The organism is Lysobacter sp. Soil_N_51 (genome assembly GCF_057655755.1).
Map to the genome: position 1 here is coordinate 121081 of NZ_JBDGLR010000008.1, position 21564 is coordinate 142644.

A 21564-nucleotide genomic window follows, 5' to 3' on the forward strand; every position below is an offset into this window, starting at 1 on the left:
GCGCGGATGCGCCCAGTCCGTGCGTCCGCGTGTCCATGCGGCGCGCTTCACCTGCACTCACGCACGCCGCCGGATTCGATGGCGGCGCGAGCACACGCGATCAGGCGACCCGTGCGTCCGGCGCGCGCAGGGCCTGCCAACGTTGCGCCAACTGCGCGGCGAACAAATCCGCGGCCGGCGGATGCGCGGCGAAGTGCAGGAACGGCTCGATGAATTCCAGTTCCATGACCCGGAACACCCCGTCGTCGACCACGCCATCGACGCGGACATAGGCCTGATCGCGATACCCCAGCGCCGTCACCGCCTGCAGCGCATGCCGCGCGGCGGCGAGGATAGCCGGATCGGGTTCGGTCAGGTCGGCGGTGCCGCCGAAATAGGTCTGCACGCGGTAGTCGTCGGCGCCGGGCTTCTTCAGCACCGCGTGGCTGTAGACGCCGCCGAAGAACAGCAACGACCACTCGCCCTGCTCGACGATCTGCGACATGAACGGCTGGATGAGATAATCGAGTTCGCGCGGCAACGCGGCCAGGGCCTGGTCGAATGCGTCGCTGCCGATGCGTCCGCGCACCGTATGCCAGGCGCCGCCGCTGACGCTGGGCTTGACCACGACCTCGCCGCTCATCGACGCCAGCGTCGCTTCGAGTTGGTCGCCGCGCGCATGCGTGGTGGCGATGATCGGAACATCGAGTTTCGCCAGTTCGAGCAGATAGCGCTTGTCGCTGTTCCAGATCAGCAGCGGCAGCGGATTGACGATGGCGACGCCGAGCTCGGCGATGCGCGCGTACCAGCGCAGAAATTGCGTGTAGTGCTGGAAATAATCCCAGGTGCTGCGCACCAGCAGGGCGTCGAACGCGGCCCAGTCGACCGACGGGTCGTTCCACATCCGCGCGGTGGGCTCGATGCCGCGCGCGCGTAGCGCGGCCACCAGGCCTTCGTCGTCGGGGTCGATATCGGGATGGACTTGCGAGGTGACCAGGGCGATCGACAGCGGCGGATCGAAGCGCGCGACTGGCGACGCATGCGCGGCATCGGGCGATGCGGCGTCGGTGGATGCGGTTGGGTGGGAAGCCGACGGATGGGTCGGAGAATCGAGTGATGCGGAACGGAACACAGGCATGACGCCTCCTTGATGGGGAGGGCGCCCTTGCTTCGGCATCGCGGATCGAGCGTGGCGGAGCTCAGCCCCGTCGCAGCACCCCTCGGCCCGGACTGCGCGGCCTTGATGTGGCGGCTGCGCAACTGGAATGCATCGCGGTCATTGCGATGCGCGGTCAGTGTTCTGCAGAGGCTTGCGGGCTGTCAATACGATTGGCGGGGCAATCGAGGACTGGGCGCGAATTTGCGAAAGCTTCGCGCTTGGGTTTGGGTGGGTGCAAGAATTTTTCGGTGTCGGTGTCGGTGTCGGTGTCGGTGTCGGTGTCGGTGTCGGTGTCGGTGTCGGTGTGGCGCGGATATTGGGAGTCACCACGTAGAAGTGACAGCTGTGCTTCTACGCCGTCTCTATCTAGAGACTTCAGCACGATCCCGCCAGAACGTCATGCCCGCGAAGGCGGGCTCCGCTTTACTTCGGCGCAGCCGAATATCCAGAGACTTAAGCGTCATCTCACCAGACCGTCATTCCCGCGAAAGCGGGAATCCAGAGACGTCAGCGTCATCTCACCAGAACGTCATTCCCGCGAACGCGGGAATCCAGTGACTTCAAGCGTTCTCGCACGAAAGGCACTGGATTCCCGCCTTCGCGGGAATGACGAGCAAAAACAACCGCGAAAGCAAAGGCAACAGCGAAAGAAAAGGCAATAGCAATAGAAAAGGCAATAGCAATAGAAAAGGCAGCGGCGAAGGCAACGGCAACGACCAAGGCAAGGGCAACCAAAACAACCTCTGCAAACACAACGACGAACCTCAACCGCCGCCAAACCTCATCCCAGCCTCATCCCAGCCTCAATACCCAGCCGCCTGCCCATCCTTACGTGACTCACTCGCCCCCACATACCCCCCGTTCGGATTGACCATGATCGCCTGATACCCACCATAAGGCCCATGCGCGAACCGCACGCTATGCCCACGACGCATCAGCTCGCGAATCGTTTCGTACGGATACCCGGTTTCCAGATCGAGTTCGCCGCCGTCGCTCATCACCTCGGCCTGCCCGGCCGGTTCGGTCGAGCCGTCGTGCTGGATGCGCGGCGCGTCGCCGGCTTCCTGCAGGTTCATGCCGAAATCGATCAGGTTCATCATGATCTGCGCGTGCCCCTGCGGCTGCATGCCGCCGCCCATCACGCCGAACGACAACCACGGCTTGCCGGCCTTGGTCACGAACGCGGGAATGATGGTGTGGAACGGCCGCTTGCCCGGCGCGAACGAGTTGGGATGGCCTTCCTTGAGCACGAACTGCTCGCCGCGGTCCTGGAAAATGAAACCCAGCCCCGGCGCCGCCATGCCGCTGCCCATGCCGCGGTAGTTGGACTGGATCAGCGAGACCATCATGCCGTCGGCATCGGCCACGGTCATGTAGATGGTGTCGCCCTGGTCGAGCTGCGCGGGCGTGGCCGGTTGCACTTCCTTGAGCGCCTTGTCCATCGAGATCAGCTTGCGCCGCTGCTTGGCGTAATCCTTGGAGATCAGCTTGGCGACCGGCGAGGATCTCTCGAACGCTGGATCGGCGTACCAGCGCGCGCGGTCGGCGAAGGCGAGCTTCTTGGCCTCGGTGAACAGATGCACGTGCTCGACGCTGCCGAAGCCGTACGATTTCATGTCGTAGGCTTCCAGGATATTGAGGATCTGCAGCGCGGCGATGCCCTGGCCGTTCGGCGGCAGTTCCCACAAGTCGTAGCCGCGGTAATTGCTGCTGACCGGTTCGACCCATTCGCCATGGTGCGAGGCCAGATCGTCGTAGCTCAGGTAACCGCCGTTGGCCTTGAAATAGGCGTCGATGGTGCGGGCGATATCGCCCTTGTAGAACGCATCGCGTCCGCCCGTGGCGATCTGTTCCAGGGTGTTGGCGAGGTTGGGGTTCTTCCACATCTCGCCGACCCGCGGCGCGCGACCGTCGATGGTGAACTGCTCCTTGAAACCGGGCCACTTCGACAGTTTGGGCACGGAGGCGTTCCAGTAGTACGCGATCACCTCGTGCACCGGATGGCCTTCGCGCGCGTAGCGGATCGCCGGCGCGAGGTCGTCGGCGATCGGTTTGCGGCCGAAGCGTTCGTGCAGCGCGAACCAGCCGTCGACCGTGCCGGGTACGGTCACCGGCAACGGCCCGGTCGGCGGAATTTCCTTGAGCCCGCGCTTTTGGAACTCGGCCAGGGTCAGCGATTTGGGCGAACGGCCCGAGCCGTTGTAGCCGTAGAGTTTCTTGGTCTTGGGGTCCCACACGATCGCGAACAGATCGCCGCCGACGCCGTTGCCGGTCGGTTCCATCAGGCCGAGCGCGGCGTTGGCCGCGATCGCCGCGTCGACCGCGCTGCCGCCGCCCTTCATCACGTCCAGGGCGATCTGGGTGGCGAGCGGATGCGAGGTCGCGGCGATCGCGTGCGGCGCGTACACCTCGCTGCGGGTCGCGAACGCCTGGCCGCTGATGCGATCGGCCGCGTTGGCCGCGCTCGGCAGGGCCAGGGCGCAGGCCAGCGCGAGCACCGCGTGCAGGCAGGGACGAAGGGCGCGGCGAGGCGCGTGGGTCGAAGGCGGCATTGCGATTCTCTCCCGAGTGACAGCCGAAGATAACGCAGCCGCGGCCCGTCATGCCCGGGCCGGAGGTTGCGCGATCGGTTCGCATCGCCGATGCGATCGCCAGCGCGACCGGGGTCGCGCCCCGCGCAACTGAATGCGCCGGCCTCGGGTCCTCCCCAGTTGTGGCGCGCGCATACGGCCGCGTAGGTTCGACCCATCGACGTCGGGAGTAGGGCCAGATGAGCGTGCAACTGCAGCCGAGCCAGCTTCAACAAAGCCAGCTTCAGCCGAATTGGCAGAACCCGTCCGAGGCGTTGCCGCCCGCGGCGCAACCCGTCGCCTTGGCCCAACCCGAGGCCGGCCCGTACACGCTGGAAGCGAGCTATCACCCGCAGTTGCTGGGCGTGAACGCGCAGCAGCGCCCGGCGGCCAACGCCGCGCCCGATCCGACCTCGTTCGATCAGCAACTGCGCGGCCAGAATTCGCAGCCGATCGACCTGCAGATGGCGCAGATCGCCGAGGCCGTCTACAACCCCGCGACCACCAGCGTCGCCGGCTGGAACCGCCTCGACGATGCGCAGCTCAGCGCGGCCGGCATCGACCCGGCCTCGCTGGAGAATGCCGATACCGGCTTCCGCGCCGGCATCTACACCGACGGCAACGGCAAGTACGTGGTCGCCTACGCCGGTTCGAACGATGTGCAGGACTGGATCAACAACGCGCGTCAGGGCATCGGTTGGGATTCCAAGCAGTACGACCAGGCGGTGCAACTCGCGCGCGACGCGCAGGAAGCCTTCGGCGAGAACATGGTCATCACCGGCCATTCGCTCGGCGGCGGCCTGGCCGCGACCGCGGCGCTGGCGACCGACACTGCCGCGGTCACCTTCAACGCTTCCGGCGTGCACGACGACACCTTGCGCGGGTTGGGGCTGGACCCGGGCAGGGTCAAGGACGATGCGCAGAACGGCCAGATCCGCCGCTACAACGTCGGCGGCGAAATCCTCACCGCCGCGCAGGAAGACGTGCCGCTGTTGAACGGCATCCCGGATGCGCCGGGCCACGAGATCACCCTCGACGACCCGGATCCGCCGCAGGCCCCGGACTTCACCTGGAACCCGATCGAGATGGCCAAACGCACCGCCGAATACGTCGCCGACAAGGCCACGCGTCCGGGCGAACTGCATGCGATCGGTCCGTTGATCGAGGCGATGCAGACTCAGCAGCCGTGGAACTGACGGCATCGGCGCATGCGATGAGCGTCCGCGCCGAACCCTCATCGCGACCGTGGTAAAACCCGTCGCATGCGCGCCGCCACGCTTCCCGCGTTGACGATCTGTCTGGCCCTGGCCGGCGCGGCGTGCTCAGGAGATGCGATGGACGCCAAGCAGGCCTTTCCCGATCCGCGCAGCGCCGAACTGGCGCAGGCCGCCGCCGACGGCGACGTCGCGCGCGTGCACGCGCTGGTCGCCGCGGGCGCCGACCCGAATGCGCGCGGCGCGCGCGAACTCACCCAGTTGCAGTACGCGATGCTGGCGCAAAGCCCGCGCGGCGTGCAGGCATTGCTCGACAACGGCGCCGACCCATCCCGGCCGGGTATGGGCGGCAGCACCGCCGTGCACGGCGCGGCGATCGCCAACGATCCGCAATACCTCGACCTCCTGCTGGCCCATCGCGCCGATCCGAACGCGGCCCACGCCGAGACCGGCGAGACGCCGTTGTCGGAAGCCGCCGCGCCGCGCTATCAGGCGCAGTTCGACGCCTTGCTCCGCGCCGGCGCCGACCCCGACCGCGCCGACCGGATGGGCAATACGCCCTTGCATCAGGCGGCCAAGCTCAACGCCTCGGGACAGGTCTTGGCTTTGTTGAAGGCCGGCGCGAATCCGAACGCGCGCAATCAGCGCGGGGCGAGTTTTCAGACTTTTCTGTTCAAGCTGCCGGACGACAAGCTCAACCCGCAGGCGCGGGCTGAGCGGGAGGCGGTGGTGGCTTGGTTGAAGGCGCATGACATTGCGGTGGAAGACGCGACGCGTTGAGTGCTTTGCCGGCGTTACGCGCATCCTCGTAACCGCTGCCGCTGCCGCTGCCGCTGCCGCTGCCTCGTTGTTTCCCTGTTTTTTGGCTTGAGTCTGAAGCCGCGCAGTTCATCCAGCGCTGCGACGCTTGGAGCTCGCGTTAGCAACAGCACATCCAGAGGGCGGCGTGCAGGATGCACGCCGTGCGCCACCGGGACATGGATGTCCCGTGTGGCGCGCGGCGCACATCCATGTGCGCCGCCCTTCGGGTGTGCGTTTGCTAACGCGAGGCGGTGAGTTCGCAGCGCTGGATGAACTGCGCGGCTTCGGGCTCGCTGAGTCTTTGCGGTCGCTGCGGGCAAAGCGAATCCCCCGCGCCGCTGGATTGGCTCGGCCTCGTCCCGACGCAAGGCGCGCGCCCCCTTTTACAAAGTGGGCGATGATTTACGCTCGCCTTCGTACCCGTACCCGTACCCGTACCCGTACCCGTAGCGGCAGCCGCACCCCAGTCCTCGCGCACGCGCGGGTCCGAATCCCCAATCTCGAATCCCCAATCCCCGCCCCTAGGGCAAACCCTAGCTCGGGCCCCCACCAGCTGTTTCCAGCCATTCGCCACCCATACCCTACCGTCAAGCACAGGAGACGGCACCGATGAGCTGGAGCGATTTCACCAACCCCGTTCTGCGTTTCGCGCAGCTGCCCAGCGTCATCGACAACCTGCTGCATGCACAGCCCCAGCCGGTGGTGCCGCCGCCGCAGGTGGTCGCGCCGCCGGTCACGCTCGCCGCGCCGGTCGAACTGCCGTATTCGCCGCACGTGCCGGTGCCGGCGCAGGTCAAGCCGGAGCAGCCCTTCAGCGAACAGCTCGCCGGCCAGCAGCCGCAGAAAGAGATCGACACCGCGCTGGCCGAGCTGTCCAGCGACGTGTACGAAACCACCAACACCGGCGCGGCCGGCTGGACCCGGCTCACCGACGATCAGCTGACCAACCTCAAGGGGCCGGACGGCAAGCCCGCGGGCATCGACCCGGCGAGCCTCGACGTCGACGGCAGCGGCTTCCGCGCCGCGGTCTACACCAACGGCGACGGCCAGTACGTGGTCGCGTTCGCCGGCACCAACGGCTTCAATCCGCTCGGCGACGGCGATATCGCCAACGACGTCGGCCAGGGCCTGGGCTTCAACACCAGCCAGTACAAGCAGGCGGTGGCCCTGGCGAAGGAAGCCGAGGCCGCGTTCGGCGACAATGTGGTGTTCACCGGCCACTCGCTCGGCGGCGGCCTGGCTTCGACTGCCGCCCTCGCCACCGGCAATACCGCGGTGACCTTCAACGCCGCCGGCCTGAGCAACGACACTCTGCGCGACCTGGGCTTCACCCCGCACGAAGCGCGTTCGCAGGCCGAAGACGGCCAGATCCGCCGCTACAACGTCGACGGCGATCCGCTGACCGGCGCGCAGCAGGGCGTGGAACTGATCAACGGCATGCCCGATGCGGTCGGCTATGAACTCAACCTCGCCCACCCCGGCGGCTGGGCCAATCCAGCGACCGCGCACGGCGCCGGGACCGTGATCGAGGCCATGAAGACCCAGACCCCGACGCCGACCCCGAGCATCGAAGGCGATGAACTGGGCCTGCTCGACAATGCCGCCGAGACCGTGTCGGAAACCGGCATGGATCTGTTGGGTGACGGTCTGCAGGAAGTGGTCGACCTCGGCGTCGATGCGTTCAACGTCGGCTACGACTTCGGCGGTGATCTGGTCAGCGTTGTCAACAACGAATACGCCAACGGCCGTTACCTCGACGGCACCTTCAAGCTCGCCGGCGATGTCACCGAAGGCGCGCTCAATCTGACCGGCGACGTCGTCGACGGCGCGTTCAACCTGGCCGGCGACACCTTGCAGGGCGCCGGCGAACTGACCGGCGGCCTGATCCGCGACGTCGGCGAATACGTAGGCCTGGAAGGCGCGAGCGACACCGTAGCCGGCTGGGTCGAGAACAGCGGCGAATGGCTCGGCGCGCGCACCGACGACCTGGGCAACCTGGCCGAAACCGCGATCGACGGCCTGGGCACCGCCGCCGAAGCCACCCTGGACTTCGCCGGCGACGTGACCGAAGGCGCGGTCAACGTGGCCAAGGATGTCGGCAGCTTCCTCAATCCGTTTGATTGAATCGGTTCGATTGAGTGGGCGCTGAGCTTGGGTTCGGCGCGTGGCTCAGGCCATGACGGCGCCGTGGCTCATGGCGCCGGATAAGCGATGCGTCTGCGCCGAGCGAGCTTGGCGAGTGAGCTCAGGTCGACTGAGCGCAGACTATTTCGCATCGAGTTGGCAACGCGATGGAAGCGCGATAGAACAGCGTCGCTTCATCCACGCGAAGGTGGGGATGCAGGAGCTGCGATTCGCAACCACCGCATCTTGCGAGGCATGCGCGCCCCCCAAGCCGTCATCCCCGCGAAGGCGGGGATCCAGGGCTCCACTGCGACGAAACATTCCGCAAGCGCCGCTTTCGCGCCGCGTAGCTATCGCGCGACAACGTCGCTTTGCCTGCCCGTCCTCTCTCCCGACCGTCATCCCCGCGAACGCGGGGATCCAGTGCCTTGACGCGAAAAATCGCGCCGCGTCGTCATCCCCAATCCAACCGCGCATCCGCCACCGCTGCGTGCGCATTCAATCCCCCCGTCGAAAAGCCGCGACCCTTTCGCATCCCCTTTCCCACCGCTGCGTTACGATCGAACCACGCTGACACCGAAGGCGCCCGCATGCCCCCGAGCCTCGCCCAGCCGCATCGCACTATTTCGCGCGTGATGGCCGCCGCCGTCTTGCTTATGCTGTCGGTCTGCACGGCGTGTGCAGGCCCCGGGAACCGATCGATGCAAGCCAGCGAAGCCTTCACCGACGTGCGCACCGCCGAACTGGCCCAGGCCGCCGCCGATGGCGATGCCGCGCGCGTGCGCGAACTCGCCGTAGCCGGCGCCAATCCCAACGAGCGCGGCGCCAAGGGCGTCACGCCGTTGCAGTGGGCGCTGTACCACCAAAGCACCGAGGGCATGAAGGCCTTGCTCGCCGCGGGCGCCGATCCGGCCCAGGGCAGCGACGACGGCATGACCGTCGTGCATCTGGCGGCGATGGCCGACCACCCGCGCTACCTGCGCGTGCTGCTCGATCACGGGGTCAGCCCGGACACGCCGAACACGGTCACCCAGGCCACGCCGCTGGCGGCGGCGTTGATGGGCGAACGCGCGGACAATTTCGAAGCCTTGCTGAAGGCCGGCGCGAAGCCCGATGTGCCCGATCGCATGGGCAACACGCCGTTGCACCAGGCGGCCAAGGTCAACGAATTCGGCCATGCGCTGGAACTGCTGCAGGCCGGTGCCAGCCCGAACACGCGCAACGTGCAGGGCGCGAGTTTTCAGCGTTTCATGTTCATGACCCCGGACAAGATCCTCAACGCGCAGACCCGCCGCGAGCGCGAGGCGGTGATCGAATGGCTGCGCGAGCATCAGATTCCGATTGAGGATGCGCAGGCCAAGTGAGGCGGTTGCGATAGCGCAACAGCAAAAGCAAAAGCAAAAGCGAATCCCCCGGCGCAGCCAGATCATCGCTTGAGTTGTAGCAGCGCAGGCGCCAGCCCCCTTTTACAAAGTGGGCTAATTGACGCGGCAGATAGTGCGAGGCGGAGGTTACGCTCGAGACGCCCGGACATCCGACGAACCCAGCCCACCACCGCGCCGCGGTCCCCCTCTTTGACAAAGAGGGGTTAGGGGAGATTTGCTCTTCGCCCGCCAAGCCAACCCCAAGGCACTCGCGAAAAAACAGCCACCACGGCGAGCATCGTCGAATCCCTACCGCGGCAATCGCCGCAACCGTTCCACCGCCGTTTCCACATCGCTGAGCAACGGCAACGCCAGATTCCAGTCCTGCGCGCGCGCCGCCTGCTCCAGGGCGTCGGCGGCCTCGCTCAATTCGATCGCGCCGATCAACTGCGCCGCGCCGCGGATGCGATGCGCCGAATGCTGCAGCACGCTGAGGTCGCCGTCGCGATGCGCGCGGTGCAGGTCGGCCAGATCCTGCGCGGTCGCGGTCAGGAAATCGTCGAGTACCTCGCCGGCTTCGCTGTCGCTGTCCTCGAGCAGGCGCCGAAGCACCGCGACATCGAGCACACGCGCGCCGTCGTGGCCTTCGAGCGGGCTCGGCGGCGGTTCGTTCGGCGCGGTATGCGGCAGCCATTGGCGCAGACTCGCGGCCAGGCGCGCGACCGCGATCGGTTTGATCAGGCAGTCGTCCATGCCCGCGGCCAGGCAGGCCTCGGCCTCGCCCTTCAACGCCGAGGCGGTCAGCGCCAGGATCGGCGTGCGGCGCGGATCGCCCAGGCCGATGCCGGCGCGCGCTTCCTCCTCGCGCAGCGCGCGCGCCAGGCCGTAGCCGTCGAGCCCGGGCATGTGCACGTCCGATAACAGCAGCGCGTAGCGGCCGCTGCGCCAGCGTTGCAGGCCTTCTTCGCCGCTGGCGGCGGCTTCGCAGGCGTAGCCGGCCAGCGCGAGCTGACGCGCGATCACCAGGCGGTTGGTCGGGTGATCGTCGATCAGCAGGATCAGGCTGCGTTCGCGCTCGGCGGTGGCGAGGTCGGGCAGCGGTCGCGGCAGCAAGGCCAGATTCGCCGGCAATGCCGACGGCGCGGCGTTCAACTCGGCCTGCGATGCGCGCGCCAGGGCGACGCGCAGACGCAGGGTGGTGCCGATGCCTGGCTCGCTGTGCAGGCTGATTTCGCCGCCCATCAACTCGGCCAGGCGCTTGCAGATCGCCAGGCCCAGGCCGGTGCCGCCGTAGCGGCGGGTGGTGTCGCCGTCGGCCTGATTGAACGGTTCGAAGAGTCGCTGCTGCTGCTCGGCGCTGATGCCGATGCCGGTGTCGGTGACGCGCAGGCACAGCAGGTCGCGCGCGGGTGGTTGATCGGCCTGGTCCGGCACTGAGTTGCCCGGCACGATGGAGGTCGAATCGCTGGCATCCCTATCGGTCGAATCCACGGCTGGCGCATCGACGCCGCCCGCGACGGGGTTCGACCCCTCGCGCCCTTCGTACTCCAGCGCGACCTGAATCGTGCCGCGCTCGGTGAACTTGACCGCGTTCGACAGGAAGTTGCCGACGATCTGGCGCAGCCGCAACGCATCGGCGTGATGCGCGGGCGCGATCCGTGGGTCGATGTGGCAGCTGAGTTGCACGCCGCGGCTGGAGGCCGCGCCGAGAAAACCGGCGACGGTGGCGCGCAGCAGCGCCGGCAGGCTGACCGCGTCGGTCGCCAGTTCCAGCCGCCCGGCCTCGATCTTCGAAAAATCCAGGATGTCGCCGATGATCTGCAACAGCGATTGCGAGGAATGCTGGATCACTTCCAGCGCGTGCCGCTGCTCGGCGTCCAGCCGCGAATGCGACAGCACTTCGATCATCCCGGTCACGCCGATCATCGGCGTGCGGATCTCGTGGCTCATCGCCGCCAGGAACGAGGACTTGGCCCGGTTGGCGTCCTGCGCGCGCGCTTCGCTGGCGCGCAGCGCGCGTTCCAGCCGCTTGAGCGCGCTCAGGTCGGCGGCGACCACCAGCAGGCCCGGCGCGTCGTCCTCGCCCTCGCGCGTGGCCGAGACCGCGAGCAGCACCGGCACCCAGGTGCCGTTGCGATGGCGCAGGCGGGTTTCGCGCGGCGCGGCCTGGGTGCGCGCGAGTTCGCGCAATGCGGTCCAGTCGGTCAACACCGGTTGCTCGAGTTGCGTGCTCAGTTCGGCCGCCAGCGTCCGCAGCGCGCGTGGTTCGAACACCGCCTGCAGCGATTCGCGTCCGACCATATCGGCCTCGCGCACCCCGAGCAGGCGTTCGGCGAACGGATTGACCAGGGTGAAGCGGCCCTCGCCATCGACCGCCAGGATCGCGGTCTGCGCCGAATCCAGCAGCGAGGCCTGGAAGCGTTCGCGGCGTTCGAGTTCGGCGCGGGTGCGTTCGTTGCGGATCAGTTGGCCGGTCAGTTCGGTTTCGAAACCGAGCACGTCGCGGCGCATGTCGATGAAGGCCTGCATCACCGCGCCGAGTTCGCCCGACGGCAGTTCGCCGGGTTCGGCGGTGTAGTCGTGTTCGCGCATGCGCCGCGCCAGCCAGGTTAGCCGGTCGATGCCGCGCGAGGCGTTGCGCAGCACGCGCCGGCCGATCAGCGCGGCCAGTCCGAGCGCCAGCAGCGACACCACGATCCGCAGCAGGCTGACGCGTTCGCTGCGCACCAGATCGGCGCGCACCACCGCGTCGGTCTGGGTGAGCTCCAGGTCCGACAGGGTCTGCAGGCGTTGGGTCAGCGGGTCGATCGCCGGGTACAGGCGGGTGTCGGCGAAGCGGCCGAGCGCCGGCAGGTCGCGGCGGCGCAGGATCGTGCGCAATTCGGCCGCGGCCGCGTCGGCGGTGTGGCGGGCCAGCGCGGCGGCGTGCAGTTGTTCGGTTTCCGGCGCGGTGTGCGGCAGGGTCTGCAGCCGCAACCAGGCTTGGTCGATGCGGCGCTGCGCGTCCTCGACCCGGGCCAGGCCTTCGTCCCAGCCGACCAGGTCGTTGCGCACGCGGAAGGTGGTGTCGACCACGTCCAGGCCGTAGCCGTCGGAAATGGTCTTGATCAGGCGCAGGCCGAGCAGGGCGTCGTCCTGCAGGGTCTGCAGGGTGCGGCGCGCGCGCTGCTGTTCGATTTCGTCGATCACCAGCACGCTGGCGCCGGCCAGCAGGAACAACGCGAACAGGCCCCACAGCTGGCGGCGGATGCTGAAGCGGTCGAGCCAGGCGAACACGGCGGCTCAGTGCTCGGGCCGGCGCCAGCGACTGAGCATGGCCGGCAGCTCCTCGCCGGGCACGGCGTCGCCGATCAGCCGGCCCTGCGCGGTGGTGCAGCCCAGTTCGGCCAGCATCTGCCAGTCCTCGATGGTTTCCACGCCCTCGGCGACCGCGTCCAGGCCGAGCTTGCGCGCCAGGTCCAGGCTGGCCTCGACCACCGCGCGCTTGCGCGGCTGCTGGCTGGCGCCGGCGACGAATTCCTGGTCGATCTTCAATTCGGTGAACGGCACCTGCGATAGCTGCGACAGCGACGACCAGCCGGTGCCGAAATCGTCGATCGACAGGCCAAAGCCCTTCAGCCGCAGCCGCGCCAGCACCGCCAGGCCGCGCGCGGCGTCGGCCATCAGCGAGCTTTCGGTGAGTTCGAGCACGATCTCGGCCGGGTCGACCCCGGCCTCGCGCACGATCCGCTGGTAGCGGTCGGCGGCGCCGGTGTCGTCCAGGGTCGAGGCCGAGACGTTCACCGACAGCTTCAGGCGCAGCCCGGCGCGGTCCCAGTCGCGCTTCCAGCGGCAGGCCTGGGCCAGCATGCGTTCGGTCAGTTCGTCGAGCAGGTGATCGCGTTCGAGCACCGGCACGAAATGCTGCGGCAGGATCACCCGGCCGTCGCCGCGGCGCCAGCGCGCCAGCGCTTCCACCCCGATCACCCGGCCGTTGCTGAGCTCCACCTGCGGCTGGAACCACGGCACGATGTCGCCGTTGGCCAGGGCGGCGCGGACGGCCTCGGTGGTGATCTCGCCGGGCGAGTCTTCCTCCACGTCGGCCGTGGTTTCGCGCAGGCTGCCCAGGGCCGTCGACAGTTTGGCTTTGGTCAGCGGCTTGGCCACCGCCTCGAGCACGCGCAGGCCGCAAGCGCGGGCCATGGTCTGGACGGTGTGCAGCAAGGCCGCATCGAGCGCGCTGACCACCAGCACCGCGCGGGCCAGATGGCGCTGGGCGAGGTGGTCGATGAATTCGATCCCGTCCATGCCGGGCATGTCCAGGTCGACCATGACCACGTCGGGCGGCTGCGCCATGGCCTCCAGCAGGCGCAGCGCGCTGGCGCCGTCGGCGGCCTCGTAGGCGCGGGTGACGCCAAGCTCCGACAGCAGGCGCAGCGCCATGCGGCGCTGGAAGCCGTGGTCTTCGACCACCAGGACGCTCAGTGCCGATATGGACATCAGTTCCCCGGCCGCGCAACGCAACCACAGGCCGACAGCGTCGGCCGCGTACGGCGACTTTAGCCGTGTAGGGAGTTCAACGGGAACAAGCAGCGCGAACGGCCGGTGCGAGGCGCGGCCGGCGTGACCGGTGACCGGCGCCGCATCGGCCGCCGGTCACGATATCGCTATTGAATTGGGTGGCGGCACCCACGCGTCGGCGGGTGCAGCGGCGAGGTACACCGTGCGTGTACCCGCGCCCGCCCGCGCGATTCAGCCGTTCGCGCTCACGGCCACTTGGGCGGCTTCGCGGCCCAGGCCTGCTGCACTTCGGCCAAGGTCGCGCGCTCGCTGTCGCGCCATTCGGGCAACAGCTCGGCGTAACGCGCGCTGGTGCGCCACTGGTCGGGCTCGGTGCGCACCGCGGCGGCGTACCACTGCACCGCTTCGTCCTTGCGACCCAGCGTCCACAGCACCAGCGCGTAGGTCGGCGGCATCCACGAGGCGTTGACGGTGCGCGCGTTGTGCACCGTGGCCCACAGCCTGAACGCGTCTTCCGGCGCACCGGCGCGGAACTGGTCCCAGGCGTAGTTCCAGTTGATCGCGCGCCAGAACGTGCTGCCGCCGTCGACTTCGCGCAAGGCGCGGCCGTACAGCTGACGGCCCAGGTCGTTGCGGCCGGCCTGCATCGCCAGATGCGCGAGCTGGGCGGCTTCGTTGGGCGCGTGCGGCTTGCGTTCGAGAATCTTGGCCAGACGGTCGGTCGCCGCGTCGCCGGTTTCGCGCACCGCGATCACCGGCTTGGTGGTCTGCGCATCGGCGTCGAAGTAGAACTCGTTCGGCTTGGGCAAGGTCTGGGCACCGGCGGCGCCGGAGAACAAGGCAGCGGCGAGTGCCGTGGCCAACAACAAATTACGCGTGAACATGTACGTGGATCCCCCTTATGGCGCTCATATGCTAACCGTTCGAACGCCGGTTCCATGAACGGGCGCACATACTTCGCCCGATTACGCATAGTCGGCGCGTAGAAAGCATGCTCTCGCGTATGTTAAACGCGAGGCCCGGGCGGCTTGTTGCGGGACTGGCGATCGATCGGACTTGCCGCGCTTGCGCGTGGTGGTCGTGGCGATGCAACCGCGGCGAAGGTTTGTCGTAGTCGTGGTCTCGCGGTCGCGGCTTACGCCGCTTCTAGCGTTTGGTTGTCGCTATTCGGCTGGGTGCAGGGTGACCGCATCCAAGGCCCACAGCGGGTCGTGGGCGCCGCTGGCGAACACGAAGCACAGGTCGTGGCGACCGCTGTGCGCCGGCAACTTGGCGCGCAGTGTGGTGATCGCGTCGGTGCGTTTGGCCGCGGCCAGCGGCAGACGCGCGATCGGCGCGCTCTTGCAATCGTCCAGACGCACTTCCAGCGCGCCGCCTTGCACCGCCTTGCGCGTCACGATCTTGTCGGTGTCGTGCCAGAGCTGGAAGTTGTACGGCAGCTGGCCGACCTGGACCTCGATCGCGCCGATGCCGTCGAGCGCGGCGGCCGGGTAGATCCAGCACGGATCGATCAGGTTCACGGTCAGCGCGGCGCGCTCGCCGTCGCGGCCGCCATCGCGCGCGGCGTCGTCCTCCAGGCGCAGGTTGTAGCCCTCGCGGCACGGCCGCAGGCCGGCGCTGGTGCGACGGCTCAGGTCGGCCCGGTCGCGGGCGCTGAAACGGCGCGGCGCGGCCAGCGGGCGGCCGTCGAAGAAAGTGGTGGCGACGAGGTCGAGCGGCGGTGTCGCCGGCAGCGGCTGCCGATAACGCGGCGACGTCGGATCGGGATCGCCGCCGTCGCTGCGGTAGCGGATCTCGCCGAAGCCGGCCTGGTTCGACAGCGTCAGTTGCGGCTGTCCATCGGCGCCATCGATGAGCTTGAACGACACCGCATACGCGACATCGCTGACGAGCACGTCCTGGGCGCGGTAACGCGCGAGCTGCGGCGCCAGGCGCTGCTGGAAATCGTTCCAGTCGCGGCTGGACGACGGCGACCACACCACTTCGGCCAACGCATCCAGGCGCGGATACAGCGCGGTCTGGATGCGATCGAAACTGCGCCGGTGCTCGCTCCACAGATTGGCCTGCGCGCCGATCACGTGCTTGCTCTGCTGCGCGCTGAGTTCGGCCGGCACGATCGAGAAATCGTAGAAGTTGCGCAAGGTGCTGGCCGGAAAGCGACCGGGCGGTTCGTCGTCGCGATCGCTCTGCACGTAGTCCAGGTACAACTGCCGATCGGGCGCGACGATCACGTCATGGCCTTCGCGCGCGGCCTCGACCGCGCCGGCGGTGCCGCGCCAGGACATCACCGTCGCGTTGGCCGGCAGACGGCCGCCTTCAAGAATTTCGTCCCAGCCCAGCAGGATGCGGTCGTGCTTCTGCAGGTGCTGGCCGATGCGGCCGACGAACCAGCTCTGCAAGGCCATCTCGTCCTTGAGGCCGAGCGACTTGATCTTGGCCTGGACCTTTTTGGACGCGATCCATTGGTCCTTGGCCGCTTCGTCGCCGCCGATGTGGATGTACTTCGACGGAAACAGCCCGGCGACTTCGTCGAGCACGTTTTCCAGGAAGGTGAAGGTCGAATCGTCGACGCCGAACAGATAAGTGTGCACGCCCCAGTCCGGCGACACCCGCGGCGGCTTGCGCACGACGTCGGTCACGCCGAGCTCCGGGTACGACGCGATCGCCGCCTGCGCATGCCCCGGCATCTCGATCTCCGGCACCACGGTGATGTGGCGCGCGGCGGCATAAGCGACCACGTCGCGGATCTGGTCCTGAGTGTAGTAACCGCAGTACGGCTGCGGCTTGCCCTGCGCGTCGCGGCCGTTGGCGCCGGCGAGGATGCGGCAGCCGCCGACTTGGGTCAGGCGCGGGTATTGCTTGATCTCGATGCGCCAACCTTGATCGTCGGTGAGATGCCAGTGGAAGGTGTTGAGCTTGTGCAGCGCCATCTGGTCGATGACCGACTTGACCTCGTCGACGCTGCGAAAATGCCGCGCCACGTCCAGCATCACCCCGCGCCAGGGATACGCCGGCGCGTCTTCGATGCGCTGCGCGGCGATCCGGGTCGCGCCCTGGTCGCCGTCGGCGGTGAGCAATTGCCACAGACTGATCGCGCCATAGAACAGGCCGGCCTCGGTGCGCGCGCGGATGCGCACGCCGTCGGACTGGATGTCGAGCACATAGGCTTCGTCGCCGATCGCCAGCTCCGGTTCGATGCTCAGCGCGATCGCGTCGCGCGCGTTCGTGGATGGGGTTTGAGTTTCGGAGACCACCGGCGCGAAGCCGCGCAATGCGCGCACCTTGGCGGCGAAGTAATCGGCCACGCGGCGTTCGCCGGCCTGGCCGGCATGCACCTGCACCGGCGTGTTCGCATCGAATTCGAACCGGCCGCGCTGGACCTGGGTCTTGAGCGGACGCGGGATGATCGCGGTGCGATGAGCGGCGAACGTGTCGCGCGTTGCGCTCGCCGGTTCGCTGTCGTGCGCGGCCTGCCCATCCGTAGCGGCCTCACGTGGAGCGGCGCTGTGGCACGCGGTCAACGCGGCGGCCAGAGCGGCGGCGGCGAGCAGGCTGCGGGTCGTGCGCGTCTTCGTCATGAGCCTTGGGTCCGGATTCGAGATTCGAGATTCGGGATTCGGGATTCGGATTTGCGAGATCGTCAGCGAACGGCAACGTCAGCCCACATGCCGCCGTCCCCACTCCGAATCCCAAATCCCAAATCCCGAATCCCCAATCCCCAACCAAAAGAAACCCGACACGCAGGTGCCGGGCTTCGGGTGTCACCGGCGGGGCGATTGCGCCATCGCCCCGCCGTTGCCGCGCGCCGGCCTTGCGGCCGACGCGCGCTTACCGCTTCGATCGCCGTGCAGGCCGATCAGAAGTTGAACCGGAACGCGGCCATGTAGCGGCGACCGCTGTGGTACTTGCCGACCGGCTTGTCCTTGTTGCCCGAGTACTGCACGTACTCTTCGTCGAGGATGTTCATCGCGTCGAACGACAGGCCCATGTTGTCGTTGAACTTCCAACCCACGCTGGCGCCCAGCTCGGAGTAGTCGTCCACGCTCGCCGGTGCCGCGCCGGCCACATAGCCGCCGGCCAGGTAATGGCTGCGCCAGTTGTACGACAGGCGCACGCTCAGCGGGCCGTTCTCGTAATACGGGCTGATCGCGACGCTGTCGCGCGACTGGTACGGCAGCGGATCGCCGGTGTTGTTCTCGCCGTCGGCGTAGGTGTAGTTCGCGGTCATGCCGAAGCCGGTGTCGGCGAACGGCTGCTGGTAGCTGACGTTGAAACCCTTGACCTTGCCCTTGCCGGCGTTGCGCGGACGCTGGATGTCGTAATCGCAATAACCGTCGGCGGCGCAGCCGTTGAAACCGACCAGGGTGGTGTCGAACACCACGCGGTTGGTGTCGCGGATCGAGTTGTACTGACGCTCGATCCGGGCCGCGCTGTCGATGTAGTTGTCGATGTCCTTGTAGAACACCGAGGCGGCCAGCACCGACTGCTCGGCGAAGTACCACTCGGCCGACAGGTTGAAGTTGGTCGACTCGTACGGCGACAGCTCGGCGTTGCCGCCGCTGCCGTTGTAGGTGGTGTCGTTGAGGAAGGTGTTGTTGACCATCTGGTTGTACGGCGCCCAGGCGATCACCTTGGCCGCGGCGAAACGCAGCAGCACGTCGTTGCCGGTGTCGTAGACGACGTTGAACGACGGCAGGAAGAAGTCCTCCTTGCGCGACTTGGTCTGCCACTTGCTGGCCAGATCGGTCAGGCTTGGCGCGCCGCCGTAGACGAAGCCGCTGGCGTCGGTCTTGGACTCGACGTAACGCACGCCGAAGTTGCCGCGCCAGGCGCCGGCCGAGAAGTCGGCCTGCACGTAAGCGGCGGTGTTGGTCTGTTCCAGCGCCCAGGTGTTGTTGAGGTAGCCGGCTGCGTCGGGGTTGTTGAAGTCGAGCGGGCTGCCCTTGACCCAGTCGAGCACGTTGCCGCGACCGACCTGGATGTGGCGGCCGTGATCGCCGGTGAAGCCGCGGATGTCGGTCAGGCCGATGGTGCCGACGTCGGCCAGGGTGCCGCGGTTGACCGGGCCGTAGATGTTGAGGTCGAACGACTCCTCATGCTTGGCGCGGCGCACGCCGAACTGCAGGTTGTTGATCGCGCTGTCGAACTCGACATTGAAATCGATCTGGCCGTAGGTGTCCTTGCTTTCGGTGGAGAACACGCCGTTGTTGCCCATCCAGCCGTTGGTCAGGCCGCCCGAGGGACCCCAGTTGGCCGGGTTGCGGGCCGCGTCGGGGTTGTCGAACTTGATGCCGCGGTTGATGTCCCAGCTGAAGCCGCCGTTGTAGACCGGCTCGATGAAGTACTGCGCCAGGTTTTCGTTTTCCGACTTGCTGCTGCCGATCTGGCCCTTGAAGCCCCAGCCCTCGCCCTTGAACGAGGTGCGAAGGTCAATGCCCTTGGTGACCACTTCCGACTCGCGCACGTTGTTGTCGTAGATCACCGTGCCGCCGAGCGGATCGGCGTTGGCGTTGGAATGACCGCTGGTGACCACGCCGTTCTTGGCGTCGCCGAGCTGGTTGACCGCGCCGACGGTGCCGTCGTTCCAGGTCAGGAAGCTGTACAACGACTGGTTGTAGTTGTCGAAGTTTTCCTTGATGTACAGGCCCTGCAGATCGATGTTCCACTGATCGTTCGGCTGGAACTGCAGATTGACCACGGCGCTGTCGCGCTTGCGGTGCTGCTGGAACCACGCCGCGTTGATCGAGTTGGGCACTTCCGCGTTCGGGTCGAGCCCGGCGCGTGCGGCGTTGGTGAAGGTCGAGGCCTTGGCGTAGCCGAAGATCTCCAGGCCCTGACGGTCGACCTGTTCTTCGTAATGCTGCGCGGCGACGGAGATACCGAAGTTTTCCTGCGGGTTCTTCCAGCTGTACAGCACCGAGGCGCTCGGGCGGCCCTTGCTGCCCTGATCGCTGTAGTTGTAGCTGACCGAACCCGCGACCGAGTTGGCGTCGAGGTCGAGCGGCTTGCGCGTGTGCATCAGCACCGTGCCGCCGAGGCTGCCTTCGGTGATGCGCGCTTCCGACGACTTGATGATTTCCAGTCGGCCGAGAATTTCCGGCGCGAGCAGGGTGTAGTCGAAGCCGCGGTTGGGCTGTTCGCCGTACAGCCAGATCGCCTGCGCGACCGGATGGCCGTCGAGAAACGACAGGTTGAGGCTCGGATCGGTGCCGTCGATGCTGACGCGTTCGCCCTGGCCGAAGCGACGATCCAGGGTCACGCCCGGAATCTGCGACATGGCTTCGGCGACGTTGGTGCTGGCGAACTTGCCGATGTCCTCGGCGGTGATCGCTTCGGACACGGTCACGTTGGCCCGCTTGGTGTCGAGCGATTTTTCCAGGCTCGCGCGGATGCCGGTGACCACGACGGTGTCGAGATCGGTGGCTTGCGAGGCGGCGGCCGGGGCCGCGTCCTGGGCGAACGCCAGGCCAGGACCCATCAACAGGGCCGTGACGATGCTGGCAGACAAGATGGTCTTGCGCACTTTCATTTTGTTCCTCCCTCGGGCGGTGATGGCTGTGCGATCGTCCGGGGAACCGGTTCGTCGCCAAGTCCGGTGTTTTGACTGCGGGTGCGGTGATGCGATCCGGTCGCGGCGAGCGCCGTGTCCGGGGTGTTGCGGTACTGCCGCCTTCGATGCGAATCCGCGATGGCGCGCGCGCCGCGATCGGCGCGCGCGGCGGTTTCGCATTTACTGCATGGGGTGCCGCGGCGCGGGCTCGGCGTCGGCCGCCGTCTGCGCCAGGTGCTGCAGGTACCAGCTCGCCGCGCCGATCACGCCGAGCCGTTCGTTTTCGATCAGCCGCACCGGCACGCGTTCGAGCACCGGGCGCATCACGCCCTTGTCGAGCATGCGCGGGTGGAACTGGCTGTCGGGCACGAAGTCCTTGAGTTGCGGCAGGATGCCGCCGGCGATGAACACCGACTTGGCGCCGCTGATCACGGTCAGATCGCCGATCACGCTGCCGAGCAGCGCGCAGAAGGTCAGCACCGCTTCGCGCGCGATCGCTTCGCCGCGGCGCGCGGCGTCGGTGATCGCGGCCGGCGCGCGCAGCGAAGCGTCCACGCCGCTGAGCGTGCACAGCGCGCTGTACAGATTCACCAGCCCGGGGCCGGAGACGAAATATTCGGTCGGTACGTGGGTCTGGCCGCGTTGCTGGGCCAGACGCAGCATGTCGGCTTCGCGCGTGTTGCCCGGCGCGAACGCGGTGTGGCCGGCTTCGGTCGGCAGCACCACCGTGCTCTTGCCATGCGGAATGCGCACCGCCGCGCCCAGGCCGGTGCCCGGGCCGATCACCAGCACCGGGCCGGCGGTGGCGTCGGAGTCGCCGACACCCGGCGTGAGCAGGGTGGAATCGGCCGGCGCCATGCACTGGGCGGCGTTGGCGTTGGCCTGGAAATCGTTGATGACCAGCACTTCGTGCAGGCCCAGTTCGCTGCGCAGCTGCGACAGCGAGATGCGCCAGGGAAGATTGGAATTGACCACTTCGTCGTCGAGCACGACGCCGGCGGTGGCGATCACCACCCGGTCCACGCCCACGCCGTTGCCGGCGATGAACTCGGCCAGGATCGCGGCCAGCCCGGGGTAATCGGCGCACACGTACTTGCGGTGGGCGAGCACGGCCACGGTCGAATCGCCGCCGCTGCCCGGACGCACCAGGCCGACGCGGGTGTGGGTGCCGCCGACATCGGCGGCGATGAAGCTGCCCGCGGACGCGTTCACGGCCGGGGTGAGTCTGGGTGCGGCGCTCATGCGTGTCCCTTCCAGCGGCGCGGCGCGACGCGCGACGCTTGCGCGTCGATCGGTCCATTCG

The 21564-nt window shown here is 67.6% G+C and carries 14 protein-coding genes and 1 riboswitch; of the genes, 4 read left to right on the forward strand and 10 right to left on the reverse strand.

The genetic code is table 11. From position 1 onward, the window contains the following. Window positions 1–100: 100 nt before the first annotated feature. From AC3A4T_RS16580 to ggt, 4 genes are all read right to left on the reverse strand, one after another. The gene (locus AC3A4T_RS16580; RefSeq protein WP_487676369.1) at window positions 101–1117 is read right to left on the reverse strand and encodes an ATP-grasp domain-containing protein; all 1017 of its coding nucleotides are present in this window, start codon (window positions 1115–1117) and stop codon (window positions 101–103) included. A 12-nt stretch (window positions 1118–1129) separates the two neighbouring features. After that, window positions 1130–1207: riboswitch (S-adenosyl-L-homocysteine riboswitch) on the reverse strand. A gap of 64 nt (window positions 1208–1271) precedes the next feature. Next, the gene (locus AC3A4T_RS16585; RefSeq protein WP_487676370.1) at window positions 1272–1520 is read right to left on the reverse strand and encodes a hypothetical protein; all 249 of its coding nucleotides are present in this window, start codon (window positions 1518–1520) and stop codon (window positions 1272–1274) included. A 131-nt stretch (window positions 1521–1651) separates the two neighbouring features. Then, window positions 1652–1906 (reverse strand): hypothetical protein, encoded by a 255-nt coding sequence (locus AC3A4T_RS16590; protein WP_487676371.1) that lies wholly within the window; start codon window positions 1904–1906, stop codon window positions 1652–1654. Between the two features lie 35 nt (window positions 1907–1941). Beyond that, window positions 1942–3690 carry a gamma-glutamyltransferase gene (gene ggt / locus AC3A4T_RS16595; RefSeq protein ID WP_487676372.1) on the reverse strand — a complete coding sequence of 583 codons (1749 nt, stop codon included), beginning with the start codon at window positions 3688–3690 and terminating at the stop codon, window positions 1942–1944. A 218-nt stretch (window positions 3691–3908) separates the two neighbouring features. Between ggt and AC3A4T_RS16600 the strand changes: the two genes are divergently transcribed. The 4 genes from AC3A4T_RS16600 (at window position 3909) to AC3A4T_RS16615 (ending at window position 9211) form a co-directional block, all read left to right on the forward strand. Next, window positions 3909–4904 (forward strand): Tle-like phospholipase domain-containing protein, encoded by a 996-nt coding sequence (locus tag AC3A4T_RS16600; protein WP_487676373.1) that lies wholly within the window; start codon window positions 3909–3911, stop codon window positions 4902–4904. Between the two features lie 66 nt (window positions 4905–4970). Then, on the forward strand, window positions 4971–5702 hold the full coding sequence (locus AC3A4T_RS16605; RefSeq protein WP_487676374.1) for an ankyrin repeat domain-containing protein: 732 nt from the start codon (window positions 4971–4973) through the stop codon (window positions 5700–5702). Between the two features lie 630 nt (window positions 5703–6332). Next, a complete protein-coding gene (locus AC3A4T_RS16610; protein WP_487676375.1) occupies window positions 6333–7847 on the forward strand; it encodes a Tle-like phospholipase domain-containing protein in 1515 nt (504 codons plus the stop codon). A gap of 701 nt (window positions 7848–8548) precedes the next feature. Then, window positions 8549–9211, forward strand: a complete 663-nt coding sequence (locus AC3A4T_RS16615) for an ankyrin repeat domain-containing protein (protein WP_487676376.1) — start codon at window positions 8549–8551, stop codon at window positions 9209–9211. Window positions 9212–9520: 309 nt separating this feature from the next. Here AC3A4T_RS16615 and AC3A4T_RS16620 read toward each other — a convergent pair whose 3' ends face one another. From AC3A4T_RS16620 to AC3A4T_RS16645, 6 genes are all read right to left on the reverse strand, one after another. After that, window positions 9521–12487 carry an ATP-binding protein gene (locus tag AC3A4T_RS16620; protein ID WP_487676377.1) on the reverse strand — a complete coding sequence of 989 codons (2967 nt, stop codon included), beginning with the start codon at window positions 12485–12487 and terminating at the stop codon, window positions 9521–9523. 6 nt (window positions 12488–12493) lie between these two features. After that, window positions 12494–13690 (reverse strand): EAL domain-containing response regulator, encoded by a 1197-nt coding sequence (locus tag AC3A4T_RS16625; RefSeq protein WP_487676378.1) that lies wholly within the window; start codon window positions 13688–13690, stop codon window positions 12494–12496. 266 nt (window positions 13691–13956) lie between these two features. Then, window positions 13957–14595, reverse strand: a complete 639-nt coding sequence (locus tag AC3A4T_RS16630) for a tetratricopeptide repeat protein (RefSeq protein WP_487676379.1) — start codon at window positions 14593–14595, stop codon at window positions 13957–13959. A 279-nt stretch (window positions 14596–14874) separates the two neighbouring features. After that, on the reverse strand, window positions 14875–17289 hold the full coding sequence (locus tag AC3A4T_RS16635; RefSeq protein WP_487676380.1) for a family 20 glycosylhydrolase: 2415 nt from the start codon (window positions 17287–17289) through the stop codon (window positions 14875–14877). A gap of 278 nt (window positions 17290–17567) precedes the next feature. Continuing rightward, complete coding sequence (locus AC3A4T_RS16640; RefSeq protein ID WP_487676381.1) at window positions 17568–20240, reverse strand: TonB-dependent receptor; 2673 nt, start codon at window positions 20238–20240, stop codon at window positions 17568–17570. Between the two features lie 201 nt (window positions 20241–20441). Next, a complete protein-coding gene (locus AC3A4T_RS16645; protein WP_487676382.1) occupies window positions 20442–21503 on the reverse strand; it encodes a glucokinase in 1062 nt (353 codons plus the stop codon). Window positions 21504–21564: the final 61 nt, after the last annotated feature.

Coding starts and splice junctions, on each gene's coding strand:
- AC3A4T_RS16580 (WP_487676369.1), bottom strand. CDS start 1,117: ATGCCTGTGTTCCGTTCCGCATCACTCGATTCTCCGACCCATCCGTCG.
- AC3A4T_RS16630 (WP_487676379.1), bottom strand. CDS start 14,595: ATGTTCACGCGTAATTTGTTGTTGGCCACGGCACTCGCCGCTGCCTTG.
- AC3A4T_RS16635 (WP_487676380.1), bottom strand. CDS start 17,289: ATGACGAAGACGCGCACGACCCGCAGCCTGCTCGCCGCCGCCGCTCTG.
- ggt (WP_487676372.1), bottom strand. CDS start 3,690: ATGCCGCCTTCGACCCACGCGCCTCGCCGCGCCCTTCGTCCCTGCCTG.
- AC3A4T_RS16600 (WP_487676373.1), top strand. CDS start 3,909: ATGAGCGTGCAACTGCAGCCGAGCCAGCTTCAACAAAGCCAGCTTCAG.
- AC3A4T_RS16610 (WP_487676375.1), top strand. CDS start 6,333: ATGAGCTGGAGCGATTTCACCAACCCCGTTCTGCGTTTCGCGCAGCTG.
- AC3A4T_RS16640 (WP_487676381.1), bottom strand. CDS start 20,240: ATGAAAGTGCGCAAGACCATCTTGTCTGCCAGCATCGTCACGGCCCTG.
- AC3A4T_RS16615 (WP_487676376.1), top strand. CDS start 8,549: ATGCAAGCCAGCGAAGCCTTCACCGACGTGCGCACCGCCGAACTGGCC.
- AC3A4T_RS16625 (WP_487676378.1), bottom strand. CDS start 13,690: ATGTCCATATCGGCACTGAGCGTCCTGGTGGTCGAAGACCACGGCTTC.
- AC3A4T_RS16645 (WP_487676382.1), bottom strand. CDS start 21,503: ATGAGCGCCGCACCCAGACTCACCCCGGCCGTGAACGCGTCCGCGGGC.
- AC3A4T_RS16605 (WP_487676374.1), top strand. CDS start 4,971: ATGCGCGCCGCCACGCTTCCCGCGTTGACGATCTGTCTGGCCCTGGCC.